The sequence below is a fragment of the Paraclostridium sp. AKS73 genome (assembly GCF_025671395.1).
Taxonomy (GTDB): Bacteria; Bacillota; Clostridia; order Peptostreptococcales; family Peptostreptococcaceae; genus Paraclostridium; species Paraclostridium benzoelyticum.
On the sequence record NZ_JAIXHU010000044.1, the window covers coordinates 1 to 25,807 of the forward strand.

General features: G+C 25.1%; 36 protein-coding genes. 13 read left to right on the top strand and 23 right to left on the bottom strand.

Annotated features, from left to right (window positions below):
- Positions 1-721: 721 nt before the first annotated feature.
- From LEQ07_RS17050 to LEQ07_RS17070, 5 genes are all read left to right on the top strand, one after another.
- Positions 722-1,528: a ParA family protein gene (locus LEQ07_RS17050; protein ID WP_216562676.1), complete on the top strand. Its 807-nt coding sequence runs from the start codon at positions 722-724 to the stop codon at positions 1,526-1,528.
- Positions 1,529-1,530: 2 nt separating this feature from the next.
- The gene (locus tag LEQ07_RS17055; RefSeq protein WP_053832843.1) at positions 1,531-1,908 is read left to right on the top strand and encodes a hypothetical protein; all 378 of its coding nucleotides are present in this window, start codon (positions 1,531-1,533) and stop codon (positions 1,906-1,908) included.
- Positions 1,909-2,259: 351 nt separating this feature from the next.
- Entirely contained in the window at positions 2,260-2,514 is a 255-nt protein-coding gene (locus tag LEQ07_RS17060; protein WP_021431471.1) for a Mor transcription activator family protein, read from the top strand.
- Positions 2,515-3,264: 750 nt separating this feature from the next.
- Positions 3,265-3,696, top strand: a complete 432-nt coding sequence (locus LEQ07_RS17065) for a hypothetical protein (protein WP_263331614.1) — start codon at positions 3,265-3,267, stop codon at positions 3,694-3,696.
- 139 nt (positions 3,697-3,835) lie between these two features.
- Positions 3,836-4,951, top strand: coding sequence for a hypothetical protein (locus tag LEQ07_RS17070; RefSeq protein ID WP_263331615.1), 1,116 nt, complete (start codon positions 3,836-3,838; stop codon positions 4,949-4,951).
- Positions 4,952-5,216: 265 nt separating this feature from the next.
- Here the strand turns inward: LEQ07_RS17070 and LEQ07_RS17075 are convergent, their stop codons facing one another.
- Positions 5,217-5,729, bottom strand: coding sequence for an adenylate kinase (locus LEQ07_RS17075; RefSeq protein WP_263331616.1), 513 nt, complete (start codon positions 5,727-5,729; stop codon positions 5,217-5,219).
- Positions 5,730-6,227: 498 nt separating this feature from the next.
- On the opposite strand from LEQ07_RS17075, the gene LEQ07_RS17080 reads away from it, so the two are divergent.
- Positions 6,228-6,878, top strand: a complete 651-nt coding sequence (locus tag LEQ07_RS17080) for a YidC/Oxa1 family membrane protein insertase (RefSeq protein WP_263331617.1) — start codon at positions 6,228-6,230, stop codon at positions 6,876-6,878.
- A 272-nt stretch (positions 6,879-7,150) separates the two neighbouring features.
- Here the strand turns inward: LEQ07_RS17080 and LEQ07_RS17085 are convergent, their stop codons facing one another.
- The 5 genes from LEQ07_RS17085 to LEQ07_RS17105 form a co-directional block, all read right to left on the bottom strand.
- Positions 7,151-7,384, bottom strand: coding sequence for a hypothetical protein (locus LEQ07_RS17085; RefSeq protein WP_263331618.1), 234 nt, complete (start codon positions 7,382-7,384; stop codon positions 7,151-7,153).
- Positions 7,385-7,802: 418 nt separating this feature from the next.
- Positions 7,803-8,717 carry a CPBP family intramembrane glutamic endopeptidase gene (locus tag LEQ07_RS17090; protein ID WP_263331619.1) on the bottom strand — a complete coding sequence of 305 codons (915 nt, stop codon included), beginning with the start codon at positions 8,715-8,717 and terminating at the stop codon, positions 7,803-7,805.
- A 68-nt stretch (positions 8,718-8,785) separates the two neighbouring features.
- Positions 8,786-9,178 (bottom strand): hypothetical protein, encoded by a 393-nt coding sequence (locus LEQ07_RS17095; protein ID WP_263331620.1) that lies wholly within the window; start codon positions 9,176-9,178, stop codon positions 8,786-8,788.
- 322 nt (positions 9,179-9,500) lie between these two features.
- Positions 9,501-9,665 carry a hypothetical protein gene (locus LEQ07_RS17100; RefSeq protein ID WP_263331621.1) on the bottom strand — a complete coding sequence of 55 codons (165 nt, stop codon included), beginning with the start codon at positions 9,663-9,665 and terminating at the stop codon, positions 9,501-9,503.
- A gap of 62 nt (positions 9,666-9,727) precedes the next feature.
- A complete protein-coding gene (locus tag LEQ07_RS17105; protein WP_263331622.1) occupies positions 9,728-10,282 on the bottom strand; it encodes a hypothetical protein in 555 nt (184 codons plus the stop codon).
- Between the two features lie 216 nt (positions 10,283-10,498).
- Between LEQ07_RS17105 and LEQ07_RS17110 the strand changes: the two genes are divergently transcribed.
- Positions 10,499-11,143 carry an HAD family hydrolase gene (locus tag LEQ07_RS17110; protein WP_263331623.1) on the top strand — a complete coding sequence of 215 codons (645 nt, stop codon included), beginning with the start codon at positions 10,499-10,501 and terminating at the stop codon, positions 11,141-11,143.
- A 180-nt stretch (positions 11,144-11,323) separates the two neighbouring features.
- On the opposite strand, the gene LEQ07_RS17115 is transcribed toward LEQ07_RS17110, so the two are convergent.
- Both LEQ07_RS17115 and LEQ07_RS17120 read right to left on the bottom strand, forming a co-directional pair.
- A complete protein-coding gene (locus LEQ07_RS17115) occupies positions 11,324-11,746 on the bottom strand; it encodes a VOC family protein (protein WP_150843653.1) in 423 nt (140 codons plus the stop codon).
- A 158-nt stretch (positions 11,747-11,904) separates the two neighbouring features.
- Positions 11,905-12,369 (bottom strand): GNAT family N-acetyltransferase, encoded by a 465-nt coding sequence (locus tag LEQ07_RS17120; protein WP_263331624.1) that lies wholly within the window; start codon positions 12,367-12,369, stop codon positions 11,905-11,907.
- Between the two features lie 179 nt (positions 12,370-12,548).
- On the opposite strand from LEQ07_RS17120, the gene LEQ07_RS17125 reads away from it, so the two are divergent.
- Complete coding sequence (locus LEQ07_RS17125; RefSeq protein ID WP_263331625.1) at positions 12,549-12,935, top strand: hypothetical protein; 387 nt, start codon at positions 12,549-12,551, stop codon at positions 12,933-12,935.
- A gap of 190 nt (positions 12,936-13,125) precedes the next feature.
- Here the strand turns inward: LEQ07_RS17125 and LEQ07_RS17130 are convergent, their stop codons facing one another.
- Both LEQ07_RS17130 and LEQ07_RS17135 read right to left on the bottom strand, forming a co-directional pair.
- Positions 13,126-13,326 carry a cold-shock protein gene (locus tag LEQ07_RS17130; protein WP_035117250.1) on the bottom strand — a complete coding sequence of 67 codons (201 nt, stop codon included), beginning with the start codon at positions 13,324-13,326 and terminating at the stop codon, positions 13,126-13,128.
- Between the two features lie 110 nt (positions 13,327-13,436).
- Positions 13,437-14,114 (bottom strand): hypothetical protein, encoded by a 678-nt coding sequence (locus LEQ07_RS17135; protein ID WP_263331626.1) that lies wholly within the window; start codon positions 14,112-14,114, stop codon positions 13,437-13,439.
- A 261-nt stretch (positions 14,115-14,375) separates the two neighbouring features.
- On the opposite strand from LEQ07_RS17135, the gene zupT reads away from it, so the two are divergent.
- Positions 14,376-15,197, top strand: coding sequence for a zinc transporter ZupT (gene zupT / locus LEQ07_RS17140; RefSeq protein ID WP_263331627.1), 822 nt, complete (start codon positions 14,376-14,378; stop codon positions 15,195-15,197).
- 81 nt (positions 15,198-15,278) lie between these two features.
- Here the strand turns inward: zupT and abc-f are convergent, their stop codons facing one another.
- Positions 15,279-16,844, bottom strand: coding sequence for a ribosomal protection-like ABC-F family protein (gene abc-f / locus LEQ07_RS17145; RefSeq protein WP_263331628.1), 1,566 nt, complete (start codon positions 16,842-16,844; stop codon positions 15,279-15,281).
- Positions 16,845-17,549: 705 nt separating this feature from the next.
- Between abc-f and LEQ07_RS17150 the strand changes: the two genes are divergently transcribed.
- A complete protein-coding gene (locus LEQ07_RS17150; RefSeq protein ID WP_263331629.1) occupies positions 17,550-17,702 on the top strand; it encodes a hypothetical protein in 153 nt (50 codons plus the stop codon).
- 154 nt (positions 17,703-17,856) lie between these two features.
- Here LEQ07_RS17150 and LEQ07_RS17155 read toward each other — a convergent pair whose 3' ends face one another.
- The 6 genes from LEQ07_RS17155 to LEQ07_RS17180 all read right to left on the bottom strand — a co-directional run bounded on the left by LEQ07_RS17155 (position 17,857) and on the right by LEQ07_RS17180 (position 21,364).
- The gene (locus LEQ07_RS17155) at positions 17,857-18,180 is read right to left on the bottom strand and encodes a hypothetical protein (RefSeq protein WP_263331630.1); all 324 of its coding nucleotides are present in this window, start codon (positions 18,178-18,180) and stop codon (positions 17,857-17,859) included.
- 102 nt (positions 18,181-18,282) lie between these two features.
- Positions 18,283-18,453, bottom strand: a complete 171-nt coding sequence (locus tag LEQ07_RS17160; protein ID WP_263331631.1) for a hypothetical protein — start codon at positions 18,451-18,453, stop codon at positions 18,283-18,285.
- A gap of 330 nt (positions 18,454-18,783) precedes the next feature.
- Positions 18,784-19,035 (bottom strand): hypothetical protein, encoded by a 252-nt coding sequence (locus LEQ07_RS17165; RefSeq protein ID WP_263331632.1) that lies wholly within the window; start codon positions 19,033-19,035, stop codon positions 18,784-18,786.
- A gap of 169 nt (positions 19,036-19,204) precedes the next feature.
- Positions 19,205-19,516 carry a hypothetical protein gene (locus LEQ07_RS17170; RefSeq protein WP_263331633.1) on the bottom strand — a complete coding sequence of 104 codons (312 nt, stop codon included), beginning with the start codon at positions 19,514-19,516 and terminating at the stop codon, positions 19,205-19,207.
- Between the two features lie 838 nt (positions 19,517-20,354).
- Complete coding sequence (locus tag LEQ07_RS17175) at positions 20,355-20,918, bottom strand: flavodoxin family protein (protein ID WP_263331634.1); 564 nt, start codon at positions 20,916-20,918, stop codon at positions 20,355-20,357.
- A 20-nt stretch (positions 20,919-20,938) separates the two neighbouring features.
- Positions 20,939-21,364, bottom strand: coding sequence for a MarR family winged helix-turn-helix transcriptional regulator (locus LEQ07_RS17180; RefSeq protein WP_168932659.1), 426 nt, complete (start codon positions 21,362-21,364; stop codon positions 20,939-20,941).
- 196 nt (positions 21,365-21,560) lie between these two features.
- Here LEQ07_RS17180 and LEQ07_RS17185 point away from each other — a divergent pair, with 196 nt between their 5' ends.
- Together LEQ07_RS17185 and LEQ07_RS17190 are read left to right on the top strand one after the other, a co-directional pair.
- Positions 21,561-22,154, top strand: coding sequence for a DJ-1/PfpI family protein (locus LEQ07_RS17185; RefSeq protein ID WP_332843311.1), 594 nt, complete (start codon positions 21,561-21,563; stop codon positions 22,152-22,154).
- A 36-nt stretch (positions 22,155-22,190) separates the two neighbouring features.
- Positions 22,191-22,649, top strand: coding sequence for a GNAT family N-acetyltransferase (locus tag LEQ07_RS17190; RefSeq protein ID WP_263331635.1), 459 nt, complete (start codon positions 22,191-22,193; stop codon positions 22,647-22,649).
- Positions 22,650-22,723: 74 nt separating this feature from the next.
- Here LEQ07_RS17190 and LEQ07_RS17195 read toward each other — a convergent pair whose 3' ends face one another.
- The 3 genes from LEQ07_RS17195 to LEQ07_RS17200 all read right to left on the bottom strand — a co-directional run bounded on the left by LEQ07_RS17195 (position 22,724) and on the right by LEQ07_RS17200 (position 23,779).
- Positions 22,724-23,047: a DUF3784 domain-containing protein gene (locus LEQ07_RS17195; RefSeq protein WP_263331636.1), complete on the bottom strand. Its 324-nt coding sequence runs from the start codon at positions 23,045-23,047 to the stop codon at positions 22,724-22,726.
- A 155-nt stretch (positions 23,048-23,202) separates the two neighbouring features.
- Positions 23,203-23,505, bottom strand: a complete 303-nt coding sequence (locus tag LEQ07_RS23240; protein ID WP_442952438.1) for a lysostaphin resistance A-like protein — start codon at positions 23,503-23,505, stop codon at positions 23,203-23,205.
- 13 nt (positions 23,506-23,518) lie between these two features.
- Positions 23,519-23,779, bottom strand: a complete 261-nt coding sequence (locus LEQ07_RS17200; protein ID WP_263331637.1) for a CPBP family intramembrane glutamic endopeptidase — start codon at positions 23,777-23,779, stop codon at positions 23,519-23,521.
- A gap of 163 nt (positions 23,780-23,942) precedes the next feature.
- Here LEQ07_RS17200 and LEQ07_RS17205 point away from each other — a divergent pair, with 163 nt between their 5' ends.
- Positions 23,943-24,098: a hypothetical protein gene (locus LEQ07_RS17205; protein ID WP_263331638.1), complete on the top strand. Its 156-nt coding sequence runs from the start codon at positions 23,943-23,945 to the stop codon at positions 24,096-24,098.
- A 148-nt stretch (positions 24,099-24,246) separates the two neighbouring features.
- On the opposite strand, the gene LEQ07_RS17210 is transcribed toward LEQ07_RS17205, so the two are convergent.
- From LEQ07_RS17210 to LEQ07_RS17220, 3 genes are all read right to left on the bottom strand, one after another.
- Entirely contained in the window at positions 24,247-24,546 is a 300-nt protein-coding gene (locus LEQ07_RS17210) for a hypothetical protein (protein ID WP_142730839.1), read from the bottom strand.
- Positions 24,547-24,808: 262 nt separating this feature from the next.
- Positions 24,809-25,324 carry a hypothetical protein gene (locus LEQ07_RS17215; protein ID WP_263331639.1) on the bottom strand — a complete coding sequence of 172 codons (516 nt, stop codon included), beginning with the start codon at positions 25,322-25,324 and terminating at the stop codon, positions 24,809-24,811.
- 202 nt (positions 25,325-25,526) lie between these two features.
- Positions 25,527-25,682 carry a YvrJ family protein gene (locus LEQ07_RS17220; protein WP_021430642.1) on the bottom strand — a complete coding sequence of 52 codons (156 nt, stop codon included), beginning with the start codon at positions 25,680-25,682 and terminating at the stop codon, positions 25,527-25,529.
- Positions 25,683-25,807 lie beyond the last annotated feature (125 nt).

The window sequence follows — 25,807 nt, forward strand, 5'->3', positions numbered from 1 at the left end:
TAGAAACTTCGCTCTATACCACTAGATTGTAGTTTCTTTTTTTATTTTCTATATTTATATTATACTATAAAATTTAGAAAATTAAACACGAAAATTAAATAAACTATTAACACGTTAAATTTTTCAATAATTTAAGTTTAATTGTATTTTGCCTACCTTACAAATTTGTTCGATAGTCTTCCACATTGTACATGATATCATATACTCAAATGCTAAGCAGGAGAACTGAACATGAAACAAGATACGAAGGTTTTAATTATAGAGATAACAAAACTTATAGTATCTATATCTTTAATCATTTTATATCTTAATCAACTAATGAAGTGATTAAAAGTGTATTTACTTTAAGTAAGACTTTTAACGTGAGGTGCTAAGATGAAAAAGAGATACAAAGAAAATTTACTTATAACTTATAAATTAATCCTGATATTGATATTCCTTATGATGGTTGTATATTTAATATTAAAAAATAAAATCATATAAACTTAAATTTAATTAAAGGATTTTAAAGCATTATATCGTAATTACTATTAATAGAACTATTCCGAATACATTCGATTATTTTATTGACAAACCATAACTCAACTTGATAGACTAGTTATACAACAATTTCTAAATGAAATCTTGAAACAAATAAAATTACAAATACAATAACAATTTGTTAAACTAATTATTAAACAGATTATTATTGTATTTGTTCAACCATAGAGGAGGAAGTATTTTGAAAATATGTTCATTTTTTAATGTAAAGGGTGGAGTTGGAAAAACAACTTTAACAGCTTTAACAGCAATTAAATTAAGCAAGGAGGGCAATAAAGTTCTAATCATCGATGCAGATACTCAAGCAAACTTAACTCAGTTTTTATATAAAGTATCACATAGCGATAAAACGATGTTTGAAGCATTAACAGATAACTCAAGTGCAGATGAGGTTATAATTAAATCTCCACTTCCAAAGTATTCAAATATAGATTTAATACCATCTGATTTAAGTTTAAGTGTTCTTTCTGAGTTTCTTACAACTAAGACTAATAGAGAAAAGTCAGTTTGGAGATGGTTCAAATCTAATATAGAAACTTTAAAAAATTATGACTATGTATTTATAGATTTATCTCCATCTTATGATCTAATTGCTAGAAACTTTATGATAGTATCAGATTCAATTATAACTCCTTTAGAATATCAAGATATTGCATCTATAAGAGGGTGCGAATTATTTTATAAGAAGTTTAATCAAGACTTAGTAGATATGGAAATGGAAAACACAGCTAAAAGAGCTGTAATTGTAAATTCATACACTGAAAGAAAACTTTCTACTGCAGATATATTTAATGATTATTTAGATCAATTTGAAGATATAAAACAAGATTTATTAGAAAGCAAATTAAGTGATACAACTTTAATCAAGAATGCGATACTAAATAAATTAGACATAGAAGATTATTGTAAAAAAATTAAAAGAAGCCATAAGGTTAGAGAAGAATTCGGCGAATTAATAGAAGAATTAAAAGAAAAGGAAGTGTTATAAATATGGGAATAGATAAATTTTTAGTAGATGAGGAAAAAGTGGAGTTACCTAAAAAAAATTATAAGTCAAAAGTAGATGATAAGTTAAAAACTAAATTCGAAGAAGAAGAGGTAAAGCCTAATTCAATTAACTTATTAGAAATGGAAGAAGACAAGAAATCAAGTAAGAAGGTTTCTATGTCTATATACTTTGAGGAAGATGATTTAAAGCTATTAAAAGCTATATCAAAGTTTAAAAATACAACTGTAAACAAAACAGTAATGAGTATACTAGAAGGGCCTTTAGAAACAACTAAAAGCAACTTGCCAAATGATTTTAACATAGATAAATTAGCAAAGGATTATGATAAAACTAGCAGAAACAAAAAGGCTAGAAGATAGTAATGCTAATGATTTAATTACAAGTTAAATAACAAACTTAAATTAAAATGGTGTAACAAATTATAAATCAAATACATTTCTATTTGATTTATAATTTGTTACACCATTTGTTAGTTCAAACTTTATTCAAATATATATTATTAATTGTAGTATTATATAAGTAAAATTAAGTAACTAGTAAAAGTATATTACTCTTATTTAATGACTATTATTTTTAGAGATTTTTTCATAAAATATTTTATTTAGTAGGAAATCTAAAATATTTGTAGAATATCCATATAAATAGGCTTTTGATCAAATGATACAATCTAAAGCTTAAAGTGAAACGAATTTTTACAGGAGGCTATTTTTATGGATTTAAAAATAAGTGATTTACCTCCACAATTTGAAAGTATAGCTATGAAGGTTGGGATGGATATAACCAAGATGCTATTTAAAGAATTTGGAGGAACATCTGTGTACTTTCCTACTGAAAAGATGATATATAAAGATGCTCGTGATAGAGAGATTATAGAAAAGTTTAATGGATTTAATGTAAAAGAGTTGGCTAGTAATTACAATATGTCTGAGAGTTATATTAGATCTATTATTCGTAATAGTAGATAGTTATAATAATTAAAAATAGCTCATTAATCTAAATTTAGATTAATGAGCTATTTTTGTGGACATTTAATTAGCTACATAAAAAACTATTACTATAATTAACTTATATTAGTTTAAATTTTATATAGCTAATTAGTAAGTGACTTATCTATATAAAAAGGGATTTGGGAATTTCGTTAAATACATTTTATCAATTAATTATCTATATAAAGTTTATTATTGGTTTGCGACTTCTAATTCTGAGCTTACTAGCCCTGCTCCTACTGCTAATATAAATGGAACTATCATTAAACTTCCTAAAATTATTGTCATTTGTAATTCCTCCTTTTAGTTATCTTTCATTTGATAAGTTTATTATACATCTATAACATTAAAAGAGCCTGACACAAAGCTTAAATAATTCTTACATTTTTGATAGGTACAATAAATTAGAGCCTATAGGTCGATTAATTGGTCAACTTATCTGGACAATAGTTCCTATTTGCTGTTGTTTAAGTTTTTAAATGAATATTTTCCCTACCTTTATTTCTTGTAGTATTCTACTATATACAATTTCAAATTTATTATTTGGAGTTGTATATATGATTAAAAGTTGGTTATCGAACACACCTAATTTTTTTATGTAGTTGATTTTGCTTATAAATAGTATTCCATGATATTATTAATAAAAAAGGAAATTCCATTTATTGGACCATAAGAGTAAAAACAAGGGGGTATTTAATTGAGTAAAAACAAAAATTCTTTTTTGAAGATATGATCACTATTACTACAGAGTTTAAAAATACCTGTGATAATATAGCTGATAATTTTACAAAAGCTACATCTATTGCTGATGAAATTAATATGCATAAAAATATACAGATTGAGCCAATCAAGTTACAAGGTCCCACATTTTTAGAAGAGATTAGAGATAATACAAAAAAAATAGCCTATAATCAAGAAGATTTAATCAATAAATTTGAAAAAATATATCTTTCTTTAAACCATCTATCTAATAGCTTTGAAAACCATGCTCATGTTGAAGAAGTGTTATTAGTTAATAATGCAGAAAATTTAAAAGATATGTTAGAATTATTAAAAAATCCGAATGATAAAAAATTGATAAGCAAGTTTGAAGAAATGCCCTTTAGTATTTGTTTGCAAATTTTAATACAAGCCATAAATAAATATTTAGGATTGACTTAAATAAGTAAAAGTAATAAAAATATATAGTTTTATGCCATTGGCATACTAACATTAGAGCATTTAAGTATACACTATTCATAGATTTTATGAATTAAGTAAGAATTATAAAATTATATTACTTTCTAGGAGGTTAATTAAAATGGTAAATAATATTTATGAAAATATATCAAAACAATTGATTTTAGAAGATACTGAAAGTGCTTTGAATATTTTTTATAGCCTTCGTAATAAAAATTATGAACCTATATTTTGGCTACAGTCAATTCCTTACTTTTCTTTTTTATGTGGAGGTATATTAGATTTTTATAATATTAACAACATTGAAGAAATTACTATTAAAGATAACAATATTAAGAAAATAATATCAAGTATGAGAATAAAAACTAAGTTATATTCTGAAGGGAAATCAAAACCTAAGAAAAGTATTGAAGAGTTAGAGAAAATTCATTTAAATTATTATAATTACTCTAAAAAACTTTATGATAATGTAAATATAATTTTAAAATTAATTGGTCTAAGTAAGCTTTATGATTTTGGTACTTATAGTATATCAGATAAGTATATAGGAAATATTTATTTAAATTATTGGTATTTAGATAAAATACTTGATATACAAGAAATAGGAAGTCAAGATTCTAAAAAAAATATAATGCTATTTTCTTCAGGATTAGGAAAAGTTTTAGGGTCTGTATGTGAAAAAGAAAATATATTAATAAAATCATCTACTCTAGATACTAAAATTAATATTGAGTACAAAGACTTTTTACTAATTAATGAAACAACTAAAATTTTTAATGGTAAATATGATAAATATGCTACTTTATTATTATTTAATATTCTCTCTTCTGTTAATTTTATAATATATTTTTTAGGAAAATTTTTACCTAAAGACAATAAATTTTATTTCCGAGCTAAATTCATTTGTTATTATTCTTCAATCTCATCATTAGAAAAACTTATAAATTATACTAATAGCAACAAAACTATAAATACCGGCATCGAAAATTACATAGATAGAATTGAAAAATTAAAATATCTAAAGAACTCTTTTAGAGAAGATAGCAATTTAAGAAATTGCTTATTTCACTACAAAATTCAAGAAAATTGCATAAGCGAAAAAGAAATTATGTTTAATGTTCCTTTTTATGGATTAATAGAGAAGTATACTAATACTGATTATTATGATTTTAACCAAAGTCTTGATAATAATCTAAAGAAGATTTCTGAAATGTTAGAAGACTGGATATTAAAATGATTACGTTTTTTATATAATGAAGTTAATTTGATAAATTTTTAAAAGGGGGATAACTCAAATATAGAGGTTGAAAGCATTAATTCTGTATCAAATATTGTAATTTACTTAACATATTTAATTCCAATAGTATATGCTTTAATTGCTATATTAGGTATATATGCATTGATGAAAATTTATATAAAAATAAATTCAAAGTAAACTAAAAAGAGTGGTTATATTGAAATGTAATAATTTCAACGAAATCACTCTTTTTATATACAAAGTTTTATAGAACTACTTCAAATTTATAATTATTATCTATTAGAACATAATCACAATTATATTTTTTACACATATTAAGATTTAACTCATTATCTTTTATAAGCTCTTCTTTTATACAACTCGAATCATCTAAACGTTCTTCTATAATATTTGCATAATTTTTTATATCTGAAAAGTTATCTTCTATATATTTTCTAGTCATTATAAGGCAAATATATTTTATTTGTTTAGCGTAATCTTTATCAAAACTATCTTTCCAATTAAATGGAATATAGCATCCTTCTATAATAAGATTTTGTTTATTTTCAATAGCTGTTTTTACTATTTCTCTAACAATAGGCCAAAGATAATCCGTTAATTTATCATCATCTTCAGGGGTTAAGTCAGTATTGCCACTTCGTATAAGTCCCATTTTTAAATGATCTATAGATATATACGGAAACTTATACTTATCAAGTAGTTTTTGAGATAATAATGTTTTTCCAGAATGTGAGCTCCCTGCAATTAAAACTATCATACTTCTACTCCTCCTAAATGTTTAATATATTAATTATATCAAACTACTCTTAGAATTCATCTTTTCGATTCTATGTATATTATCTTTATATAAAATACATAAAAGTAAAATTGTGAAGTGAGTTGGAATTTTTTTAAATTTTTAAATAGATATTTTTATATAATTGTAGTATTATCTACTATAAGTAAATTAATTGTGAGGTGAAATAATGAGACCTGATATAGATAATATAATTTATATATTAATCTATGCGGCATTTTTAATTTCCATAATAGGATCTCTAGTTTACTTCTGTAAAGAATCTATATGTTCTAAAATTAATGATACTTTTATAAAGACTGTTTTTTATAATAGGCTAGAGTATTTTTATAACTTAATACCAAAACAGTATTTTGTATTTCAGAAATACGATGTTTGGAGGTATTGTAGTCTATTCTAATTTGAAATGAAATTTTTTTAATCCAAAATATTAAATTATAATTAAAAGGAGAAAATAAAATGAATTTCATTTCAAGTATATTACAAGATTTATTAAGTATATTATTTAGTTTTACAGGAGATTTAGGGCTTGCAATAGTCGTTGTAACATTAATGGTTAAATTAATACTTATGCCGTTATCTATGAAACAAAAACTCTCTATGAGAAAACAACAAGACATGGCTGATAAGATTAGTACCTTAAAGGAACAATATAAAAATAATCCTACTGAGCTTGAAAAGCAGATGCAATTACATGCAACTGAGAGCATGAAAAGTATGTTGGGATGTTCTACTTTATTGCTTCAAATGCCAATAGTATTTGCGCTTTATAGAACATTTTCAAGTATGCCACAGGATTTTTCTAGTTCTATAGTTCCTTGGATAAATAACTTAAGCATGTCTGATAATTTATTTATAATACCTTGTATATATACGTTAATAATGTTAGCTCCAAATTTAATAAACTATATACCTTATTTTAAGACTAGTTCTCAAGTAGCCCTTAATAAACATATGGCTATAATCACAGTAGTTATGAGTTTTATATTAACTGCAAGAACACCAGTTGCATTAGGTTTATATTTTATAACTAGTGGTGCTTATTCATTAATCGAAGATATATGCTTTAGAATTTATTTTAAATCAAAAAATAAATTGGCATTAGAATAAATAAAAGCACTCCTAGGAGTGCTTTTTCCTCGTTCAGAAAAACTTACTTCAGAAGTAGTATCAAAATTCCGTTAGACACCATTTATTTGGACTCTAAAAGTATTAACTTTGTTCGAAACTAGGCTTAAAGGTATTTTTGATTTCTTGTGCAGTCTATATATTAATTTTTTAAATTTGTTATAGATCAAATAGATATGTTAGGTAAATCATATGTTTTTTGAGCAGAGAATTAGCATATATAAACTAATTTAGATTGTACAATATTATTATTTTTAACTATTTCTTTTTATTGTTTTTCCAATTTCAATTCCCAAAAACATGCCTATAGTCGCACATATAAGTGAATTCATTATATAATAACCAGAAATTGCACCGATTGTAAATCCAATCATCATACCTTCAGATTTATAATTTTTCTTGTCACTTTTCTTCATCACTTTTATCATTGTAATTATAATCGTACACACCACTATAACCGTGAATATTATTTGTATTATATGATTCATAGCCTTAACTGTACCTCCTAACTTTAATTTTACAAACTAAATTTAAACTATCAACCTTTTTAATTAAATCATAGCATAATTTCAATTAACCTCATAAAAATACGTTCAATCTAATTAATTTGTATTTTAATAGATCTTCCCTTATCTTGAATTTATATATTAAGGTTTTTATATGAACTCACTATAGATAGGTTTTATTGGATATACTTTAAGTATAGTATGTTTAAAAGGAGGTTTTAATTGTGGAATTAGTTTTAGAAATAGGAGTAATTATTTCAGACTTTGTAATTTCTATATTTTCAGGAGACGAGTGGAAAAAATTCGCTAAATGGATAAAATCTAGAGTTTAACTCTTTTATAAATTGAGAAATTAAAAAGGCACACTTTTTAGTGTGCCTTAACTATATTAAATAAAGTCTTATTCATATTGTTTAAAGAAGTTTTTCTTATCTAAATAAATAATAACTATTATAGCTACGATTATTATAATAGTTTCACAAATGCCGCCTTCAGGTCCAAACTTTCCACCAGAAATTGATGGGTTTCCAATTAGATTTAAATCAAATAAAGTACCTACAGATGCACTAGTCCCACTAACTTCAAACCCAAATATGTTTCCCATAAAGAAATTCCAAGCACAATGAAGACCACAAGCTCCCCAAAGGTCATTAGTTTTTAAAACATAAAGTCCAAATAAAAATCCTGCTAAAACTAAATTTATAACCGCTATGTAGCTAATATTAGGATTGAATACATGCATAAACCCAAAGTAAGTGGATGATACAATTAAACCAACCCATCTATTATACTTAGCGCTTAAAACATTCATAAGCCATCCTCGAGTTACAATTTCTTCAGCTGAACTCTGAACTATCCATCCAATTAATATTATAATTATGTACTTTATAGCAGATAATCCTACTGGTTGACTAGGACTTTGCTCTACACTTATCAGCCCAAAAGAATACAATAAAGCTACTTCTGAAGCAGTCAATATAGCACCTACCATAAATCCAGTTAAGTATTTCTTTATCCATCCTTCTTTAGAAAATCCAATAGAAGAAAAAGGCCTCTCTTCAATTTTAACTACTCTTATATACACAAGTACTGATATACCAAAGAAACTAAGTAATTCAAATAATAAAGTTATAAGATTTTCGTTTTGAAGACTTGTATTCACAAAACTAAAAAATGATATAATTTTAAATGGAATTTGACCGAAAAAAACACCAAAATCCATAATAAGAAATGTTAATACAATTGCCCAACCTATACTTGGTAATTTTTTTGCCCTACGGGCCTCATTCATTAAACTTTCATTTTTCATATCCATACTATATTCTCCTATAATTGCATTTATTTGAATTCTATGATATTAACTTTATTCTAAATATGTAAATTTTAAGGCTTGTTAAGTTTATAATAAAACTTATTAGTCTTTTTATTTAATCCAATTATAATATTAGCAGTTTCACTTTCTCCATTTACAGTTAAATTACCTTCTTCCCCATCCCATGTAAAAGATATATCATGTTTTACTATTGTTCTAAGATCTTGAGCTATAGGATATTCAAGTAATAATTCTTTTGACCTATTCTCAGTTGTCAAATTTTCAACATATATTTTAACTCCATAAGTTACAAAGAACCCATCAATTGAGTTAACTTCAATCTTATATTGTCCATCTGGAGATGTGTAAGTTGATAGATTTTCGCCAAAATCATGATGTAAAAACCAAAACACAAACACTAATATTGGTATCAAGATTACTAGTACTATTTTTTTAGAATTCATATATATTCTCCTTTTGTTAAAACCATACATCCACTGTAATATCTATGTTAAAATTTTAAAATTTCGTCTAAACCTCGAATAAAAATCGCTAGTATAGTTAGTGATATTTATATATTTAATAAATACAAAATTATTTTAACATATAAAATTAAACAAACTTTAAAAGTGGACTAACATAGCTTTTATTTAGCCTAAAATGGTAAATTTTAAAGAAATACTCTAAAAATCACTTCAAAAGTAGCCTTAAAAAAGCCCTTAAAATCCAAATAAATGAATTTTAAGGGCTTTAACTTTATGTAAAATACATAACAAAATTTATAGACTATTCTCTACATTCTTCACAATGTATACTAATCGATTTTTTTTCTAATATTGTATCTAATCTACCAACTGGCATTGTAAATCCATTTGGCAACACAAGCTCTACTACAAATTTATCTCCTTCATTTATTTCTTTTTTGCATTTAGTACAAATTAATTTACTCATATTTACCTCCAATATATATTTTATTAGTTTAATAAGTCATCAGTTAAGTTCTAATCATAAATTTAGTAACTGATTAAATTTAAAATTTCATTTTTAATATATTCAGGCATTTGTAAATTCAGATTACGTGTTAATATATTCTTGTGACTTACTCCGTTCTTCTCGAAATATTTACTTATCAAGTGAGTTCGATTTTTAGGGTCACCTAGAATATGATAAATTACAAACCAATCTTCAAGTGACATTAGATTAATTTTAACTTCATCCTTTAAAACCGTTGAAACGATTGATTCTTCATCAAATATAACTTCATATAAACTGTCTTCACATTTTATTCTAAACCCAACCATAAACTCAACTTCTGTACCATCTACATCGTATCTAAAAAAATCATCAGACTTAAATTTATCACTGTTATTTATGGTCTCAAGCGGCTTACCTATTTTATTCATTGCTAATTTCACATTTTCTGTATCCTTAGGATTAATCAATATATCTATATCTTTAGGTTCATCTACGAGTCCATAATGATTCAATAGCGTAGACCCACCAATTGCCCACATACAGTTAAAATCATTTAAAGACTTTGCAACCTTCTTTAAAACTAAATTATTCATAAGTTCCTCCAGTAAATTTCTAGATTTCATATACTCTTAATTATATCAAATCTATTCTCTATCATTAATCTAATAAATAAATAAATTTTTGATTACTATTTAAAATCTACATTTTTCATGTTCTAAATTATATTTCTATATCAATATATAAGGTTATGGTATAGTTATCTTAATAAAGTAGTTTAAAAAATAACAATTTACAGGGGGACAATCAATATGAATTTAAAACATTATATATTTGATTTAGATGGAACATTAATTGATACAGAAAATGCTATATTAAAAACATGGAAAGATACATTAAAAGAATATGGTTATGATTACACATTAGAGGAAATACGAGTAGTTTTAGGGGTTACAACAGATATAGGCCTTAAAAAATTGAATGCTAAAGTTGATGAAAATTATATATGTAAATGGCAAGTAAATTACGAAAAGTATTGTTCTAATGCAGACTTTTTTGATGGTGCAAAGGAAATGCTTGAATTTTTAAAAGAAAATAATTGTTCTTTAGGAGCTGTATCATCAAGAAGTAAAAATGAGTATGATAAGTACTTTAGAAAGTTTAATTTAGAAGAATTTTTTACAACTATTGTTTTAGAAGATGATACAGAAAATCATAAGCCATACCCAGATCCACTGTTTAAATATATGGAATTAACAGGAGCAGATAAAGATTCATGTATTTATATTGGTGATATGACAACTGATATTCAATGTGCAAATAATGCAGGTGTTATATCAGGTTTGGTAGCTTGGAATAACTCAGGAGTTTCTTGTTCAGATGCAAAAATGAGCTTTAGTGATCCAAAGGAAGTTTGTGACTTAGTAAATGCTGCAGTTTGTAGTTCCGTAGATTAAAAATAAAAAGATTCATTAAAAACTTATTTAAATAGTAATAGTAAAATGACCTTAAAATCCAAATAAATGGGTTCTAAGGTAATTATCTTTATGTATTATACATAACCTAATTCTTAAAGTTAAATTTAATTACTAGTTTCATATATGCTGTATGTTTATCCGTACAAAAATATACTTATTCTACTTTACTCGCTTAAACATTGGGTGATTTTCTCTAAATTGAAGTAAATCCCATAAGTTTCCGTATAAATCTTTAAATACTGCTACAGTTCCATAATCTTGCTCTTGTGGCTCTCTAACAAACTCTATACCTTTTGCTACCATGTCATTATAGTCTCTCCAAAAATCATCTGTACCAAGGAATAAGAATACTCTTCCCCCTGTTTGGTTTCCTATAAAAGACATTTGTTCCTCTTTTGATGCTCTTGCAAGCAATATTGCAGTTCCGTTTGAACCAGGTGGCGAAACTACAACCCAACGCTTATCTTGTTCTGGTTGATATGTATCCTCTATCAAATTAAACTTAAGTTTCTTAGTGTAAAAGTCAATAGCCTCATCATAATCATTAACAACTAAAGAAATATGTACTATAGATTGTATCATTATTTATCACCTCTATATAATTTTGTTTATTAATACTATCATAGCATGATGAAAAAGTTCAATAGTTTATATATGGCTTTAAAATCTAGCTAATTCCTAAAAAGCATTTAAATATAAGTGTTTAAACAACCTTGAATTCCATTTTTTAATATTTAAACTTATTTTAATTTATTAAGTGTTGCCTCATATATACGTGATTCCTCACCCCATGGATGATACCCAATACCTATGTAGTTGAAGTCATAACGTTCATAATATCCGATATGATCAGTACATAAATATAATTTATCAAAACCACCCTCTTTTGAATCCTTCTTTGCCTCCTCAAGTAGTAGCTTACCGTAAGAGTTCCCACGGTATTTTTCTTCAATATATAATGCACAAACCCAAGGATATAAGTCCATCCTACTGATAAAATCATTGGTAATTAAACCTGCACACCCAACAATTTCATCGTCGTTATAAAGAAGATACCACTGCGAAAGTGGTCCCTTTGCTGTTATACAGTTATTTATACAGTCTTCATATACTTTTAGACTATCTTCACTTGCCCACTTTTCTTGAAAGTATTTTATTGCAGCCGAAGCATATTCTGGCTGCTTTTTAACAGATATAATATTCATTTTTCCCCCTATCAAGCTCTATTGTTTAATTCATTTTCCCAAAATCTCTATTTGCAAATCAATTAAATGATATAGTTAAATTCAATTATATATCATTTAATTGAATTTAACTATATTTGTGTTTTTGGTATATTATTGGTATTATTTATATTGAATATATAAATAGGGAGATTTTGTAAATGAGTAAAAATAAAGCTGAGATAAAAGAAGAACTTAATGATGCAAAAATTCAATTAAAAGAGGGGATTGAAAAAGTAAATAAAGATTATAAAATGAACGTTCAAGAAAGAAAAAGAAAAGTAAAAGAAAAGAAAGACAGGGAGAGAGAAGAATATGCAAAAACTAAAAAAGTAAATTACTGTAGTGATACTGCTTGGGAAACTATGAGTTCTAAAAAATTAAAGATAATTAACATATTGTTAAAATGCCTTGGTGTAGTTTTTCTTTCCTTTGGTCTAATACTTTTATTTAGTGCAGGAGAAATGTCAGGTATTCTAATTTTAGCAGTTGGTTTATATTTTTTATGGTTTAACCCTAAAAATTTTTCTGATCCGTCTAAAAAGTAATACGAAACACTACTTAGGTCATAAATTGATCTTTTATCAATACTATAAAAACAATATCAAAAAGCCTATAAAACCCATTTATATGAAGTTTATAGGCTTTAATAATATATATACTAGCTATATTATATCTTATGTAATTTTGCATAAAAAAAGACACACGATGTGTCTTTTTTCCGAACATATATATATATTATAATATAGTTACATTCTCTGCTTGAGGACCTCTAGCACCTTCAACTACATTAAAGTTTACTTTTTGACCTTCTTCTAATGATTTGAATCCATCAGTTTGTATAGCTGAGAAATGTACGAATACGTCTTCTCCACCTTCTACTGATATAAAACCAAATCCTTTTTCATTGTTAAACCATTTTACTGTTCCATTCATCATTAAAAAACTCCTATGAACCTATTTCTAGGTCTCTTAATTTTATTTGTGTATTGCTACAAATATTATTATAGCACAGATTAATAATAATAGATAGCTTTTTATTAATAATACTATTTTTTTGGCTCTTGATCTTTATTTAATTTATCTTTTATTTGAGATTCAAGTTCTATAATTTCATTACCAGTACGCTTTAGCTCATTGATTAGTGGATTGTTTCGAGTATCATATACCTTTTTTAAAATTACCTCTTTCTCCGCCATCTGGAACATATCATTACCATACATTTTTTTATACATAGATATTTTATCATCAATGATCTCAGATTGTTGACTTAACTCTTTAGCTAAAACTTTGCTGTCCTTTAATTCACTTTTAGTTTCAGATATCTTTTTATTTATATCTTCAAGATTAATTTGTTGTTCGCTAAACAAATTCTCTTCTTCACTGATAGATATATCTTTTTTAGATTTAATTTTATCTGTACTCTTTATATTAAGATCAAATTTAGTATTTTCTTTATCTTTATTTTCAATCATACTCTTTATTTCAGTAAGTTGCGATAACTTGTGCTCTAGAGATTCTTGAAATTTGTGATTTATACTTGAGTTATATGTAGCATCTAAGTTTTCTCTAGCTAACTGCTTACCTTTATTAAAAATATGTATTTCTTTTACAGGTATACCTATATCTTTTTTATTAGCAGTCCTATTAATTTTTATATTTTTTAAAGAGCTACTGTTGTAACTTTTTAATATATAACTCTCACTACTCAAGTTTAAAATATTCATATATTCATCCCCTTATTTAATAACTCCCTTTTAAACATAGTTCATTATAAATGTACGACTTATTAAAGCTCCAACTTTAGCTAATTTACCTAAAACATAAAAATAATAAGTAGTTTCTTAAATGTAAAATAGGTTGTTAATCAAATAGAGTTTTATTTTATATACTGAAATTTTTAATATACTTTATAGTATTATCATGCTATAATTTTATAAATGATAATAATTATCATTTATAAATCATTTTTAATTTAAGGAGGGCTTATGGATAACGTTGGATTTGCTTTTTTACTTACATTAATTGCAGGACTATCAACTGGAATCGGAAGTTTCATTGCCTTTTTTTCTAAGAATACTAATAAAAAATTCTTGTCTTGTAGCCTAGGTTTTTCAGCAGGTGTTATGATATATGTTTCAATGATTGAAATATTTGTTAAGACTAAAGATTCTTTATCATTATCATTTGGAGATAAAATGGGAACTGGCGCTACCATATTAGGTTTTTTTGGAGGGATTTTAGTTATAGCCTTAATAGATAAATTTATACCAAAGGATACTAATCCTCATGAAGTAAGGGATGTTGAGGAATTAGATCAAATCTCTTCAAATAGTTTAAATACACCAAAAGCTAAAATGAAATTAATGAGAACTGGAATTTTTACAGCATTAGCAATAGCTATTCATAATTTCCCTGAAGGTCTAGCAACTTTTATCGCTGCACTTCAAGATTCAACTATAGCTATACCCATAGTTGTTGCAATAGCTATCCATAATATTCCGGAAGGAATTTCTGTATCTGTTCCAATTTATTATGCAACGGGTAGTAGAAAAAAAGCCTTTTTATATTCATTTATTTCTGGATTAGCCGAACCTGTAGGAGCATTAGTTGGTTATATTGTTTTAATGCCAATTATGAATAACACCGTATTCGGTATATTATTTGCATCTGTTGCAGGCATAATGGTATTTATTTCTATTGATGAATTATTACCTTTAGCTAAAGAATATGATGACGGTCATTATTCTATCTATGGTTTAGTTTTTGGAATGCTAGTTATGGCGATAAGTTTATTTTTATTTATGTAAAAATTTAAAAATAAAATGGTGTAACAAATTATAAAACAATTTAAAATTGAATTTGTTACACCATTTGTTTAATTTTATTTATTATTCAAGTTCAAGTACTTTAGTTGAAATTCTTTCACCAAAGAACTCATCATGTTCTACAAATAACATAGTAGGCTGAACTGATAAAATCAAATCCTCAATTTGCATACGACTTATAACATCAATAAAGTTTAAAGGTTCATCCCAAATGTAAAAACTAGCACGATCACAAAGACTCTTAGCAATCAAAAGCTTTTTCTTTTGACCTTCGCTCCAAGTACTTACATCTTTTTCAAACTGAATACTTTCAAACCCCATTTTATAAAGATTTGATTTTAAATGATTTAAATCTACACTATACTTTCTTGCCAGTTCATCAACATTTCCTTCAAGATAAGATGTATCTTGAGAAACATATGAAATGTTTTTGCACTTATAAACATCTCCATCGTAAGAAATATCTTCACCAAGAATTAGTTTTATAAGACTTGATTTACCAGATCCATTACTACCTTTTAACCAAACTCTATCTCCTGGCTTTATTTTTAGATTAACATCTTTAAACAATACTTTATCATCATATCTAATACTTAAATTGTTTAGTGTCAATATTTTCTCTTCCATATCTTCACTAGTTTTTAATATGAGATTATCATAATTCTCTAAGTTTTTAAGTAACTTAGATTTTTCTTCAATAGCATTATTTTGTCTTTTCTCAATAGATTTAGCCCTTTTCATCATCTTAGCAGCCTTATGCCCAATAAATCCTCTGTCAGTTGGTCCATTTCCAATCTTTGATGCTTCTGTTTTATCTGACCAACTAGCTTTTTGCTTTGCTGCCTCTTGAAGTCTTTTAATATCTTTTTTAAGTTTTTCATTTTCAAGCTTTTCAAACTCATCTTGTCTATCCTTGTTAAGTTGCCAAGTTGAGAAGTTACCTCTTTGAACTTCTATATTTGACTTGTTTATAGATAGCACGTGATTAACTATCTTATCTAAAAAGGATCTATCGTGAGAAATTAATATAAACCCAGATTTTGATGCTAGATAATTTGATATGACCTCTCTACCTTCTATGTCTAAATGATTTGTTGGTTCATCAATTAGTAAAAAGTGATTTTTCCTTAAAAACAAGCCAACAAGAAGTAACTTTGTTTGTTCCCCAAAACTTAAAGTAGAGAAGTTTCTTTGAAGTATTTCAACTTCTAATTTCATCTTTCTTATTTCTTTTTCTATTAATTCATTTATTATATATCCATCCTTTTCAATGTATTTTTCTAAAATATCTCCATACTGATCTAACTTTTCTTCGTCATTTACATACTCATTCATTAATTCCTCCCAAGTTGTAAATGGAGCTATTGTGTTTCTAATTACTTCAAGAGAAGTTCTATCTTTATTTTCTATATGAAATGGAAAGTACTCAAAGTCTACGGGAGAAGATATAGTACCTGAGTATTTAAATTTCTTCATAAATAGATTTAAAAGTGTAGTTTTACCCCTTCCATTCCTTCCTATAAGCCCTATTTTCCAGTTTGTATCTATAGAAAAAGATGCATTTTTGAAAATATCATCTACGTGTGTATCGTAACTAAAAGTCAAATTGACTACGTTTATTTGTGCCATATATATTCCTCCTTGCGAAAGTTTTTTGCATAAAAAAAACTTCCTTAAATTTAAAGTAAATTACACTTAAATTAAGAAAGATTGATTTTAAATATGAAACACAAATCATTTTATTGAAACTATATAAATATAAGTTATATAGCTGAAAGTTAAAAAATAAGAACTATAATATAAATTTTATGTAAGCAAATTAAGCTTAAACACATTGTATATATCAAGATATAAATTTTTATTTTAATACTCTCATAAAACAATTTTATAAAGAAGTTTGATTTAAGGTTTCAATGAATTAATCTTATTCTTAATTTAAGACAGTTTATAAGCTCAAAAATAAAAGTATCTAAAAATACTTTTTAAGATTTATAAACTTTTTAAATAATTGAATAAAATTATCTGTTCATTATACCTAATCACCTCTTATATGTTTATTTATTAATATAATATGCCTATTTAAATATGTTGTCCATAGGTTTTTTATTTTATGCACTAAAAAATCCCTCTATATTCACTTATTTAGATTATATGGGCTTTAAATTGTAACTATTACTTAAATTTATATTTAGGTCTCTTTAGATTTGTTTTTTCTTTACTAATCCCCTTATATGGACTAGTATCTAAATTTTACTTTAGAGAATAGTTATGAATTTTACATATTTTCAAACATAATATAATTAAAATATTAATTAATAATATAGGGGGCTAAATATGATTAAATTAATGTTACTAACTATTTTAACTCATATAATATTGTTTATATTAAATGAAATAAGTACATATTTATTTTCAATAAACATGAGAAGAAGTTTTTTAATCTCTTTATCATTAATAATAGCTTACATAATATATTATAACTTTTAATTTTTCTGATAAAATAATTTTCCTAATTAGTCTTAAAATTTCACATTATAGACTAGTCATGGATTTTACATAAAGTTAAAGCCCTTAGAATGCAAATAAATGGATTTTAAGAGCTTTTTTACTACTAACCTTTAAACAAATTTTTAGAGTATTGTTATGTCTCAATTTTATTGAATAAATTTGTACCTTTTTTCTTTATTATAATTACCTCTGCAAGAATGAATATAATGAATAGACTTACTAACAATATTGCTATTTCTACTGGTACTTCAATAATAAATTTATCTAATGTAATAATTAACCCTAAAATAATTGAAATTATACCGGTTAAAAAATATGATTTAGAAAATAAATCTATATATCCATCCTTATCTTTTATTCTTTCAGGATGATCATATGTGTATCTTTTTATATTTTTAGTTTTCTTTAGACGATTTCCTCTATCTATAAACCAAATACCTATTAATACATTTAGCATTTATTTATCCCCTTTTCATAAAAATATTAATAATATTATATCAAATTGTTTAAATAAACATTTTAACATTACCTAAAATTGAAATTTTAATGCTAGTATAAATTAATTACATTTGTTTTTTGAAGCAAATATAATTCTAATAAAAATGAATAGTGATATTAAACATAATGCAATTCTTGAATTATTTTCAGAAGAAATAATTAAATATAAATCTACTAATATAAATCCTATTATGCCTAATTTTGACTTAATATTTTTAGAAATATTTTTCATAAAGAAGCCTCCTGTGAAATTTAAATGTAATAACTCATATTAACATTTTAAATTTTAAAAAAGTATAAATTGGATTAATATGTGTTTATTCTGGATTAAAATATATAGTAAAACCCCCTTAAAATACTATTCTCTAGATTCTAAGGGGGGTATTTGTATTTGTTACACAGTTTTTAAGTCAAATTGTTTAACAAATTTAATAATAATTACAAATACAATTTGTTCTACAATTAGTTACTATATTTGTAAATCTATTTGTAAATCTATTTGTAAATCTATTTGTTTTGTTTCCTATGTCTTTTTATTGCAATTTCTATATTTATGTACTAGCTACGATCTTACTTTCTTTCTACAACTTAAGTAAATTCCTAAAAGTAAAATTGTTGGAATGCTAGTAGAAATAAAAGCTGTTAATCCTATCTTAAATGTTGTTGCCTGAAGTAAACATACAAGTGAATTTAGAAAAGCTACCCCAGGTAAAATAAGCCCCGGAATTTTACTTTTCTTCTTAGATAGAAATTCTTGTAAATAATATATACACCCTATAATAAATAAAACCATTAGCAAAGAAACTATTACCATTTTATCCCCCCTATTATTCTAATCTGTTTTTATATTTAAATTGATTTGCGTATCGATATATATACAACTAAACCAATTATAATTATCGGCTCTTTTATAAATTTTGTGATAAATACCAATATTAATTCTCAATATATTAAAATTGGGTATTAAGTAATAATAAATTTTATTAACTATTCCTAGAAGGTACTTTCTTCTTAACTAAAAAACTTATTATACCTAAAATGTTATATGTTATTAATAATTCAATACAACTTCCCATATTAAACCATAAATTTATAGGAATAATAAATGCTATTGAAGATAAAAGAAATCCTATAATCAATTCATTTTTAAGATTAGAATATATTATTCCTTGTATGATAAATATAATTGGAAATAGTAAAAACAATCCAACTAATATATTTTTATCAGCTCTACCCCATAAATTTATTGTAAGTATTAAAATACTTGGCAACATTATAGACAATATTTTTTTCATGATATCCTCCTTTCAAATTTAATATATTACGTTACATCCTATAACAATCTTAGACTTTGACTATATTGTATATAATATTAAATTTTCTCTTTTACTTCTATTTAAATATTTTTAAATAACTACATACCCACAACTGAGAATATCATAAGTCCGTTTTATTTTTAGTCATAATATAAAAACCTCTGTGATATATATGTAATATAAAGATATAAATATATCACGTTGATGTAGCTCACTTACTTTTGCAATATCAGTAAATTAAGATTTATGGCAACATTCATCAGTAATTAAAATGGTTAAACAAATTATAAAACAAATAAAATTAGTATTTGTTTTGTAATTTGTTTAACCATTTGTTTTTATATTTGTAATTCCAATAAAAATACACCCTAATATCATTGAAATTTCAATAAAAACAAGCTACTAGCATTACAATTTAAGTCTATCTTTTATATTTAAAATCAATTTAGGTGTCAATAAATATGTAACTACCCCTACTATAATTATTAACTCAATAGATATATTTTTAAAGTAACTAAAATACGTTATAGCAAAAAAACCTATAAAGAAAAGCCTAGATTTAACTATTATTTTTTTATATCATCATTATTCAGTTGATATTTAAATCTTTTGAAATCATATCTATAATCCTTTTGGTAAAATAAAAATGGTTAATATTAAAAATAAAATCATGAAAAAATAGTATATAAAACTAAAATTATTCATACAAACCCACCTTTTTATATTATAAAATTCAATATTTTATAACAGTCTCATAATCATATATAAATGTAAATATACTTACAAATTCGATTCTAAATATAAACTTTTTAAATAACTATAAAGAAATTTTAACCCCAAGATTGTAAGCTTTCTTTAGAATTTTAGAATTATGTTTAGTTGAATCTTTTTCAAATGCTTTGGTAGCTATTATAGTCTTGTAGTGATTTAACCCCATTCCCTTTAAATGTTTTGCAGTATATCTAAAATACTTTTTAAATAAAAATGGAATTGGAGCTGCTTGAGTATAAACCATTATTAACTTTTTTTCACCAAATCTCGGCGTGTGCTTAGCCTTATTTATTTCTGTTAGAGGGTAAAGTCTATCTAAAAGTAACTTAGTTTGAGCTGACACTTGACATATATATACCGGAGAACCAATGATAACATATTCAGCACTTTTTATATCCTCATATACTTCTCCCATATCATCTTTTAGAGCACAATTAGGAGTTTTTCTGCAATATAAGCACCCTTGACATCCTTTGATATTCATATCATTTAGGTAATACTTTTTTACCTCAGCTCCATTATCATTCACGCCTCTTATTATCTCATCAAGTATTGTATCTACATTACCTTTTTTTCTTGGACTCCCCATAAATACTACTACCTTTGTCATTTTATCTTCTCCTATTTAACTTATTTTTCTAGATTAAAATATATTTTTTCTAAATAATTTTCAAACCTTTTTATATCTTCTTCCTCAAATCCATCATAAAACTTGGCATTCATTTTAGTTATTACATCATTGAATATATCAATACTTTCATCTGCTTTTTTAGTATTAGAAATTAAAGTAATTCGCTTATCTTTTTCAGATGATTTCTTTAATATATAACCTTTATCTTCTAAACGATCTAACATGCTTGTTAAAGTTGATTTGCTAAGCGAAAGTTCTTTACATAAATCATTTATAGAAAGTTCGTTATATCTACTAATTACAAATAAAATTTTACCTTGAGCATGATTAATATCTAAGTTTTTATGCTCTTTCATTAATTTATTAAAAATTCTTCCCGATAAGAAATTTACTTTATTTATTAAGAAACCGCCTTTATTATTCAATTTAAAACCTCCGTGTGTAAATTATAATCACAATAGTACTATATAGTACTATTTATGATTAATCAATACAAAATTTTAATTTTTAAATTGAGATTCAGATATTTAAATTTTAATGTTATTTACTTTTAGTAGAATATTCTAGTTCAAAATATTAATATTAAAATATGCATATTAAAAAACATAGGAGGTCATCGGTATGGAAGTAAATGTTTTACTATTTGATAAGTTCGAAACTTTAGATGCATTTGGACCAGTAGAGATACTATCTCAAATAAAAGATTTCAAGATAAATTATATCTCAAAAGATGGTGCAGTTGTACATAGTTACCAAGGGTTTAAAGTTATTACAGAAGACGTTAAATCTATAGATAAAAATGGAATACTTGTTATTCCTGGAGGAATTGGTGTAAGAGATTTAGTTAATGATACAGATTTTTTAAATATGTTAAAACATTTAGCTGAAGAATCTCATTTTTGCCTATCTATATGTACAGGCTCTGCGCTGCTAGCAAAATGTGGAGTTCTTAATAACATAAAAGCAACATCTAATAAAAAAGCCCTTGAATGGGTTAAACAAACAAATGAAAATGTAATTTGGATAGATAAAGCTAGATGGGTAGTGGATTGTAAATTTTATACCTCTTCAGGCGTATCTGCTGGAATGGATATGGCTTTAGGCTTTGTATCGGATCAGTTTGGAAAAGATAAAGCATATGAGATTTCAGAGTTTATTGAATATATATGGAACGAAGATAAATCAAAAGATACTTTTTATAATTTGGGAAATTAATATATCTAAAAGGCTCTATTAAAGGGGATGATAACTATGTATAAAATAGTTAATATAAGTGGTAGTTTAAGTAATGATTCAAATCTAGAAATTCTTAAAGAAAGTGTATTTGAACCCACAAAAGAAAAGTTGATAAAAAGAGCAGATTACTATGAAAACACAAACGGAATAGTTTCATATGGATATGCTTATGACGATGTTATTTTAGGCTTAATAGTTTTAGATACTAAAAATAAAGATGAAATTGTAATACTTGATATAGCTGTAAAAAAAGATCATCAAAAGCGTGGAGTAGGTAAAGCTCTATTGAATTATGTACTTTTTGAACTTGAACCTAAGATTTTAATTGCTGAAACAGACGATGATGCAGTTGAATTTTATAAAAAGAATAAATTTGAAATAGTTAATTTAGGAGAAAAGTATTTAAATAATACTAGATATGAGTGTAAATACTTTAATAAAAAACCATTTGAAAATGCACTTAAACATACATAAAGACCGTATATTCCAAAATAGATTATACAGTCTTTATCTTTATTCTAATATAATATAACTCATTGATACAGATTTTAAGCCTTGTTACATTTATAATTATCAAAATTGAAAGTAACAACAGTTTTCGCAACATATATAACCCAAATAGTAAATGCTATCCATAATATTGGTTTAGCAATAAATATATATCCTATTGCCCCAATCAGAAGTATTAATCCATATTTAAAAAGTATAATTCCGTAATCTTTGCTTAATTTAAATTCATCATATAAATCTCTTTGATCTTTAGAAATAAAATAATACCCTTGTATCAACATTGATGCCCTATCCTTAAAAATAAAAAATATACTAGATAAAACAAATAGTGCAAAAGACATAGCTAGTGCTGCATTTCCCAAATCAATTCACCCCCTTAGTTTAAGGATGTATACTTTTTTATAAAATTTCAACTAGTTTTAAAAAACTTATTAAAAAAAGCCCTTAAAATCCATTTATTTGGATTCTAAGAGCATTTACTTTATATAAACTCCACTAAGTTTTAAAAAGCTTTTAATTAACTTAAGTTTGATACATTGTTAGTACAAGTTTTATAATCTGCTAAAATTTTAAAAGTTGAAAAAATAAAAACTATGACTCCTATTATTACTATTAAGTAATTAATAGAATTCTGCTTAAAAAGTAAACTCGGAAGTATTACTGAACCAAAAAGGTTAAAAACAATATGTAAAAGTATACTTCCTGCAATTGAATCACAATATAAACATATTAAAGAAAGTAGTATTCCCCCTATAAATGTATACATCCCTTGTAATACATTCCCATGTGAAATTCCAAATATTAAAGATTGCAGTATAATCGAAGTTGTTAGACTATAGTTTTTTTAAAAAATTAAATATAATTCCTCTGAACATTATTTCTTCGCATACAGGAATTAATAATACAGTGCAAATTATATTTATTATTAAATTACTCTGAGAAAGTATCTTACTGTTTACTTCTCCATAACTTGGGAAAAATTTATCTGAGTAAAATATACATGTTAAGAGTATTACACTAAATCCAAATCCAAATAAAATTATAAAAAATGATTTTTTAACACTTACAGTCTTAACCTTTTGAGTACTTAGCAAGTCCTTAAAATGCTTAGGAAAATAATAAAGTAGCGCAAAAGTAATTAAATATGTTTACTATTTTTAGATCATAACTATTATCTAGGTGCAAATTAAAAAACTAATTATATTCAACTCATATAATCCTAAACATAAATTTGCTAAAGAAAATAAAAAACATAAAGTGATTAAACTTAACTTAATATGTTTTGATTTTCTAAATTTAAATGAAATAGCAGATATTATAAGTAGTATAGTCGATAATATAATAGAACTATTAAATTTAAATAAATTTAAAAATAATAATGTTATAAATAACATTATTATAGATTTATTATAATTAAAATTCATCATTATTCCTCCCTTATTCAAAACAATTGCATTTGAACATCTATCAACTAATCTTTAAAAACTTATTTCAAGAGTTTTATTAAAAATTAATAAACACATAATTAGCCTCCAAAAGGAGTATTAAGGTTTATTAATTTTTATTTTGGTATAGGAGAACATTTATCGATAAGTACCTTAAATGTAAATCCTAATATAAACATAACTAAAGCAACTATTAACATACTTACAAATTGATTTAAAATAGTAGCTATTCCAATTACGACAACAAATGAAATACACTCTAGCCTTAAACGTTTATCATAAGCATTATATTTTTCAGTTGATATTCCAGTATTTTCAAGTCGTTCTAGTTTAACAAGTCTATGATATCTATTAGAAGTTACATATATAAAAACTAAAACTAAAATGTCAACTACTATATTAAAAATATCAAACATATTGTGTCACCTCCCTGTTTAAATATATATTAGTAAATTAATTGATCTTATTTTTCTATTTAAACATACTATTATAAGTAAATCTATTATATGGATTAACATTACGTTATTTAGGAATAAAATATAAAATTTTTCTATTTATCTTAAAAATCCAAACAAAAAGAGTATCTTTTAACTCAATTGATACTCTTTTTATTTACTACTTTTCAATTCATATATAAATATTTCAAGTACTTTTATATATAAAATAAGTTAAAAATATTTATGATAGTTCTACAATAGATAAATCTGCATTTTCTAAAGTTAATGTCCCTACACTTGGAACAGATGCTGCAAGTTGTAATTTAGCTTGAGAAGAACCTACCTTTATAACAGTGCCTCCAGATGTACTTACAAATGAAGCACCTTCATTACCTGAACCACTAGACGGTATATTACTTCCATTTAATAAAAGAATTGTTGAAAGAGTTCCAGTATTAACTCCATTTCCAGATGTATTAACTGTATATGAAACGTAGTAGCTATGATTTGGAGCTAATGTTACAGTGTTTGTAGGAACAATTGCAGCTATATCTCCTCCATTGGAAGCATTTATATTATCAAATGCTATAGGGGTTTGAACATTTGGTAAGGGTACTAATCCTGAAGATGCACCTAGTGATAAATATTGATTTGTAGAAGTTGCTCCAGCTGGACCTGCTGGCCCAAAACAAGGTATATAACTTACACAATGGTTGCAATCTGTATTGCAACAATGATTTGTGTTTTCATATGACATATATATTATTCACCTATCCTTGTAATAAAGTTCTATTATAAATTTATTTTGAAATCATTATTAGTTTACATATTTATCATATTCAATAATCGTGCTATTTGTGTCTAAATATAATCAATTTTATCGAATTTATGCATAAAATAAGTATTCATAATAAAAAATAGGAAGCATATCCTAAAGAAAATTTCAATTGATACACTTCCTACTTTTTATTATTCAATTCATATATATTACTACTTAATGAATTTATACTAGTACTCAAATTTTCAAGCTTACCTTCTATCCTAATTAACAAGTACATTGTAACGATAGCAGGGAAACCTAAATTTGACACTAGAGCCATTAAATCTAGTTCCATCGAGTTATTCCTCCAATTAAACTTTAAAATTGATTAGAACGCCCCTCAGAAGTTCAAAGAGACGTTCCATGTGTTACTATATAACTAAGTCATATCCAGTAGTTGCAGTTTGAACTACTTTTGCT

Excerpts from the sequence above, each read along its gene's own strand:
- LEQ07_RS17100 (WP_263331621.1), bottom strand. The coding sequence starts at position 9,665 with ATGAGTAAATTAATTTGTACTAAATGCAAAAAAGAAATAAATGAAGGA.
- LEQ07_RS17210 (WP_142730839.1), bottom strand. The coding sequence starts at position 24,546 with ATGTTTGATATTTTTAATATAGTAGTTGACATTTTAGTTTTAGTTTTT.
- LEQ07_RS17105 (WP_263331622.1), bottom strand. The coding sequence starts at position 10,282 with ATGAATAATTTAGTTTTAAAGAAGGTTGCAAAGTCTTTAAATGATTTT.
- LEQ07_RS17175 (WP_263331634.1), bottom strand. The coding sequence starts at position 20,918 with ATGACAAAGGTAGTAGTATTTATGGGGAGTCCAAGAAAAAAAGGTAAT.
- LEQ07_RS17090 (WP_263331619.1), bottom strand. The coding sequence starts at position 8,717 with ATGGATATGAAAAATGAAAGTTTAATGAATGAGGCCCGTAGGGCAAAA.
- LEQ07_RS17095 (WP_263331620.1), bottom strand. The coding sequence starts at position 9,178 with ATGAATTCTAAAAAAATAGTACTAGTAATCTTGATACCAATATTAGTG.
- LEQ07_RS17150 (WP_263331629.1), top strand. The coding sequence starts at position 17,550 with ATGATTAAATTAATGTTACTAACTATTTTAACTCATATAATATTGTTT.
- LEQ07_RS17070 (WP_263331615.1), top strand. The coding sequence starts at position 3,836 with ATGGTAAATAATATTTATGAAAATATATCAAAACAATTGATTTTAGAA.
- LEQ07_RS17115 (WP_150843653.1), bottom strand. The coding sequence starts at position 11,746 with ATGATACAATCTATAGTACATATTTCTTTAGTTGTTAATGATTATGAT.
- LEQ07_RS17190 (WP_263331635.1), top strand. The coding sequence starts at position 22,191 with ATGTATAAAATAGTTAATATAAGTGGTAGTTTAAGTAATGATTCAAAT.
- LEQ07_RS17160 (WP_263331631.1), bottom strand. The coding sequence starts at position 18,453 with ATGAAAAATATTTCTAAAAATATTAAGTCAAAATTAGGCATAATAGGA.
- LEQ07_RS17165 (WP_263331632.1), bottom strand. The coding sequence starts at position 19,035 with ATGGTAATAGTTTCTTTGCTAATGGTTTTATTTATTATAGGGTGTATA.
- LEQ07_RS17060 (WP_021431471.1), top strand. The coding sequence starts at position 2,260 with ATGGATTTAAAAATAAGTGATTTACCTCCACAATTTGAAAGTATAGCT.
- LEQ07_RS17170 (WP_263331633.1), bottom strand. The coding sequence starts at position 19,516 with ATGAAAAAAATATTGTCTATAATGTTGCCAAGTATTTTAATACTTACA.
- LEQ07_RS17185 (WP_332843311.1), top strand. The coding sequence starts at position 21,561 with ATGGAAGTAAATGTTTTACTATTTGATAAGTTCGAAACTTTAGATGCA.
- LEQ07_RS17110 (WP_263331623.1), top strand. The coding sequence starts at position 10,499 with ATGAATTTAAAACATTATATATTTGATTTAGATGGAACATTAATTGAT.
- LEQ07_RS17120 (WP_263331624.1), bottom strand. The coding sequence starts at position 12,369 with ATGAATATTATATCTGTTAAAAAGCAGCCAGAATATGCTTCGGCTGCA.
- zupT (WP_263331627.1), top strand. The coding sequence starts at position 14,376 with ATGGATAACGTTGGATTTGCTTTTTTACTTACATTAATTGCAGGACTA.
- LEQ07_RS17135 (WP_263331626.1), bottom strand. The coding sequence starts at position 14,114 with ATGAATATTTTAAACTTGAGTAGTGAGAGTTATATATTAAAAAGTTAC.
- LEQ07_RS17075 (WP_263331616.1), bottom strand. The coding sequence starts at position 5,729 with ATGATAGTTTTAATTGCAGGGAGCTCACATTCTGGAAAAACATTATTA.
- LEQ07_RS17130 (WP_035117250.1), bottom strand. The coding sequence starts at position 13,326 with ATGATGAATGGAACAGTAAAATGGTTTAACAATGAAAAAGGATTTGGT.
- LEQ07_RS17155 (WP_263331630.1), bottom strand. The coding sequence starts at position 18,180 with ATGCTAAATGTATTAATAGGTATTTGGTTTATAGATAGAGGAAATCGT.
- LEQ07_RS17125 (WP_263331625.1), top strand. The coding sequence starts at position 12,549 with ATGAGTAAAAATAAAGCTGAGATAAAAGAAGAACTTAATGATGCAAAA.
- LEQ07_RS17085 (WP_263331618.1), bottom strand. The coding sequence starts at position 7,384 with ATGAATCATATAATACAAATAATATTCACGGTTATAGTGGTGTGTACG.
- LEQ07_RS17080 (WP_263331617.1), top strand. The coding sequence starts at position 6,228 with ATGAATTTCATTTCAAGTATATTACAAGATTTATTAAGTATATTATTT.
- LEQ07_RS17215 (WP_263331639.1), bottom strand. The coding sequence starts at position 25,324 with ATGTCATATGAAAACACAAATCATTGTTGCAATACAGATTGCAACCAT.
- LEQ07_RS17220 (WP_021430642.1), bottom strand. The coding sequence starts at position 25,682 with ATGGAACTAGATTTAATGGCTCTAGTGTCAAATTTAGGTTTCCCTGCT.
- LEQ07_RS17065 (WP_263331614.1), top strand. The coding sequence starts at position 3,265 with ATGATCACTATTACTACAGAGTTTAAAAATACCTGTGATAATATAGCT.
- LEQ07_RS17055 (WP_053832843.1), top strand. The coding sequence starts at position 1,531 with ATGGGAATAGATAAATTTTTAGTAGATGAGGAAAAAGTGGAGTTACCT.
- abc-f (WP_263331628.1), bottom strand. The coding sequence starts at position 16,844 with ATGGCACAAATAAACGTAGTCAATTTGACTTTTAGTTACGATACACAC.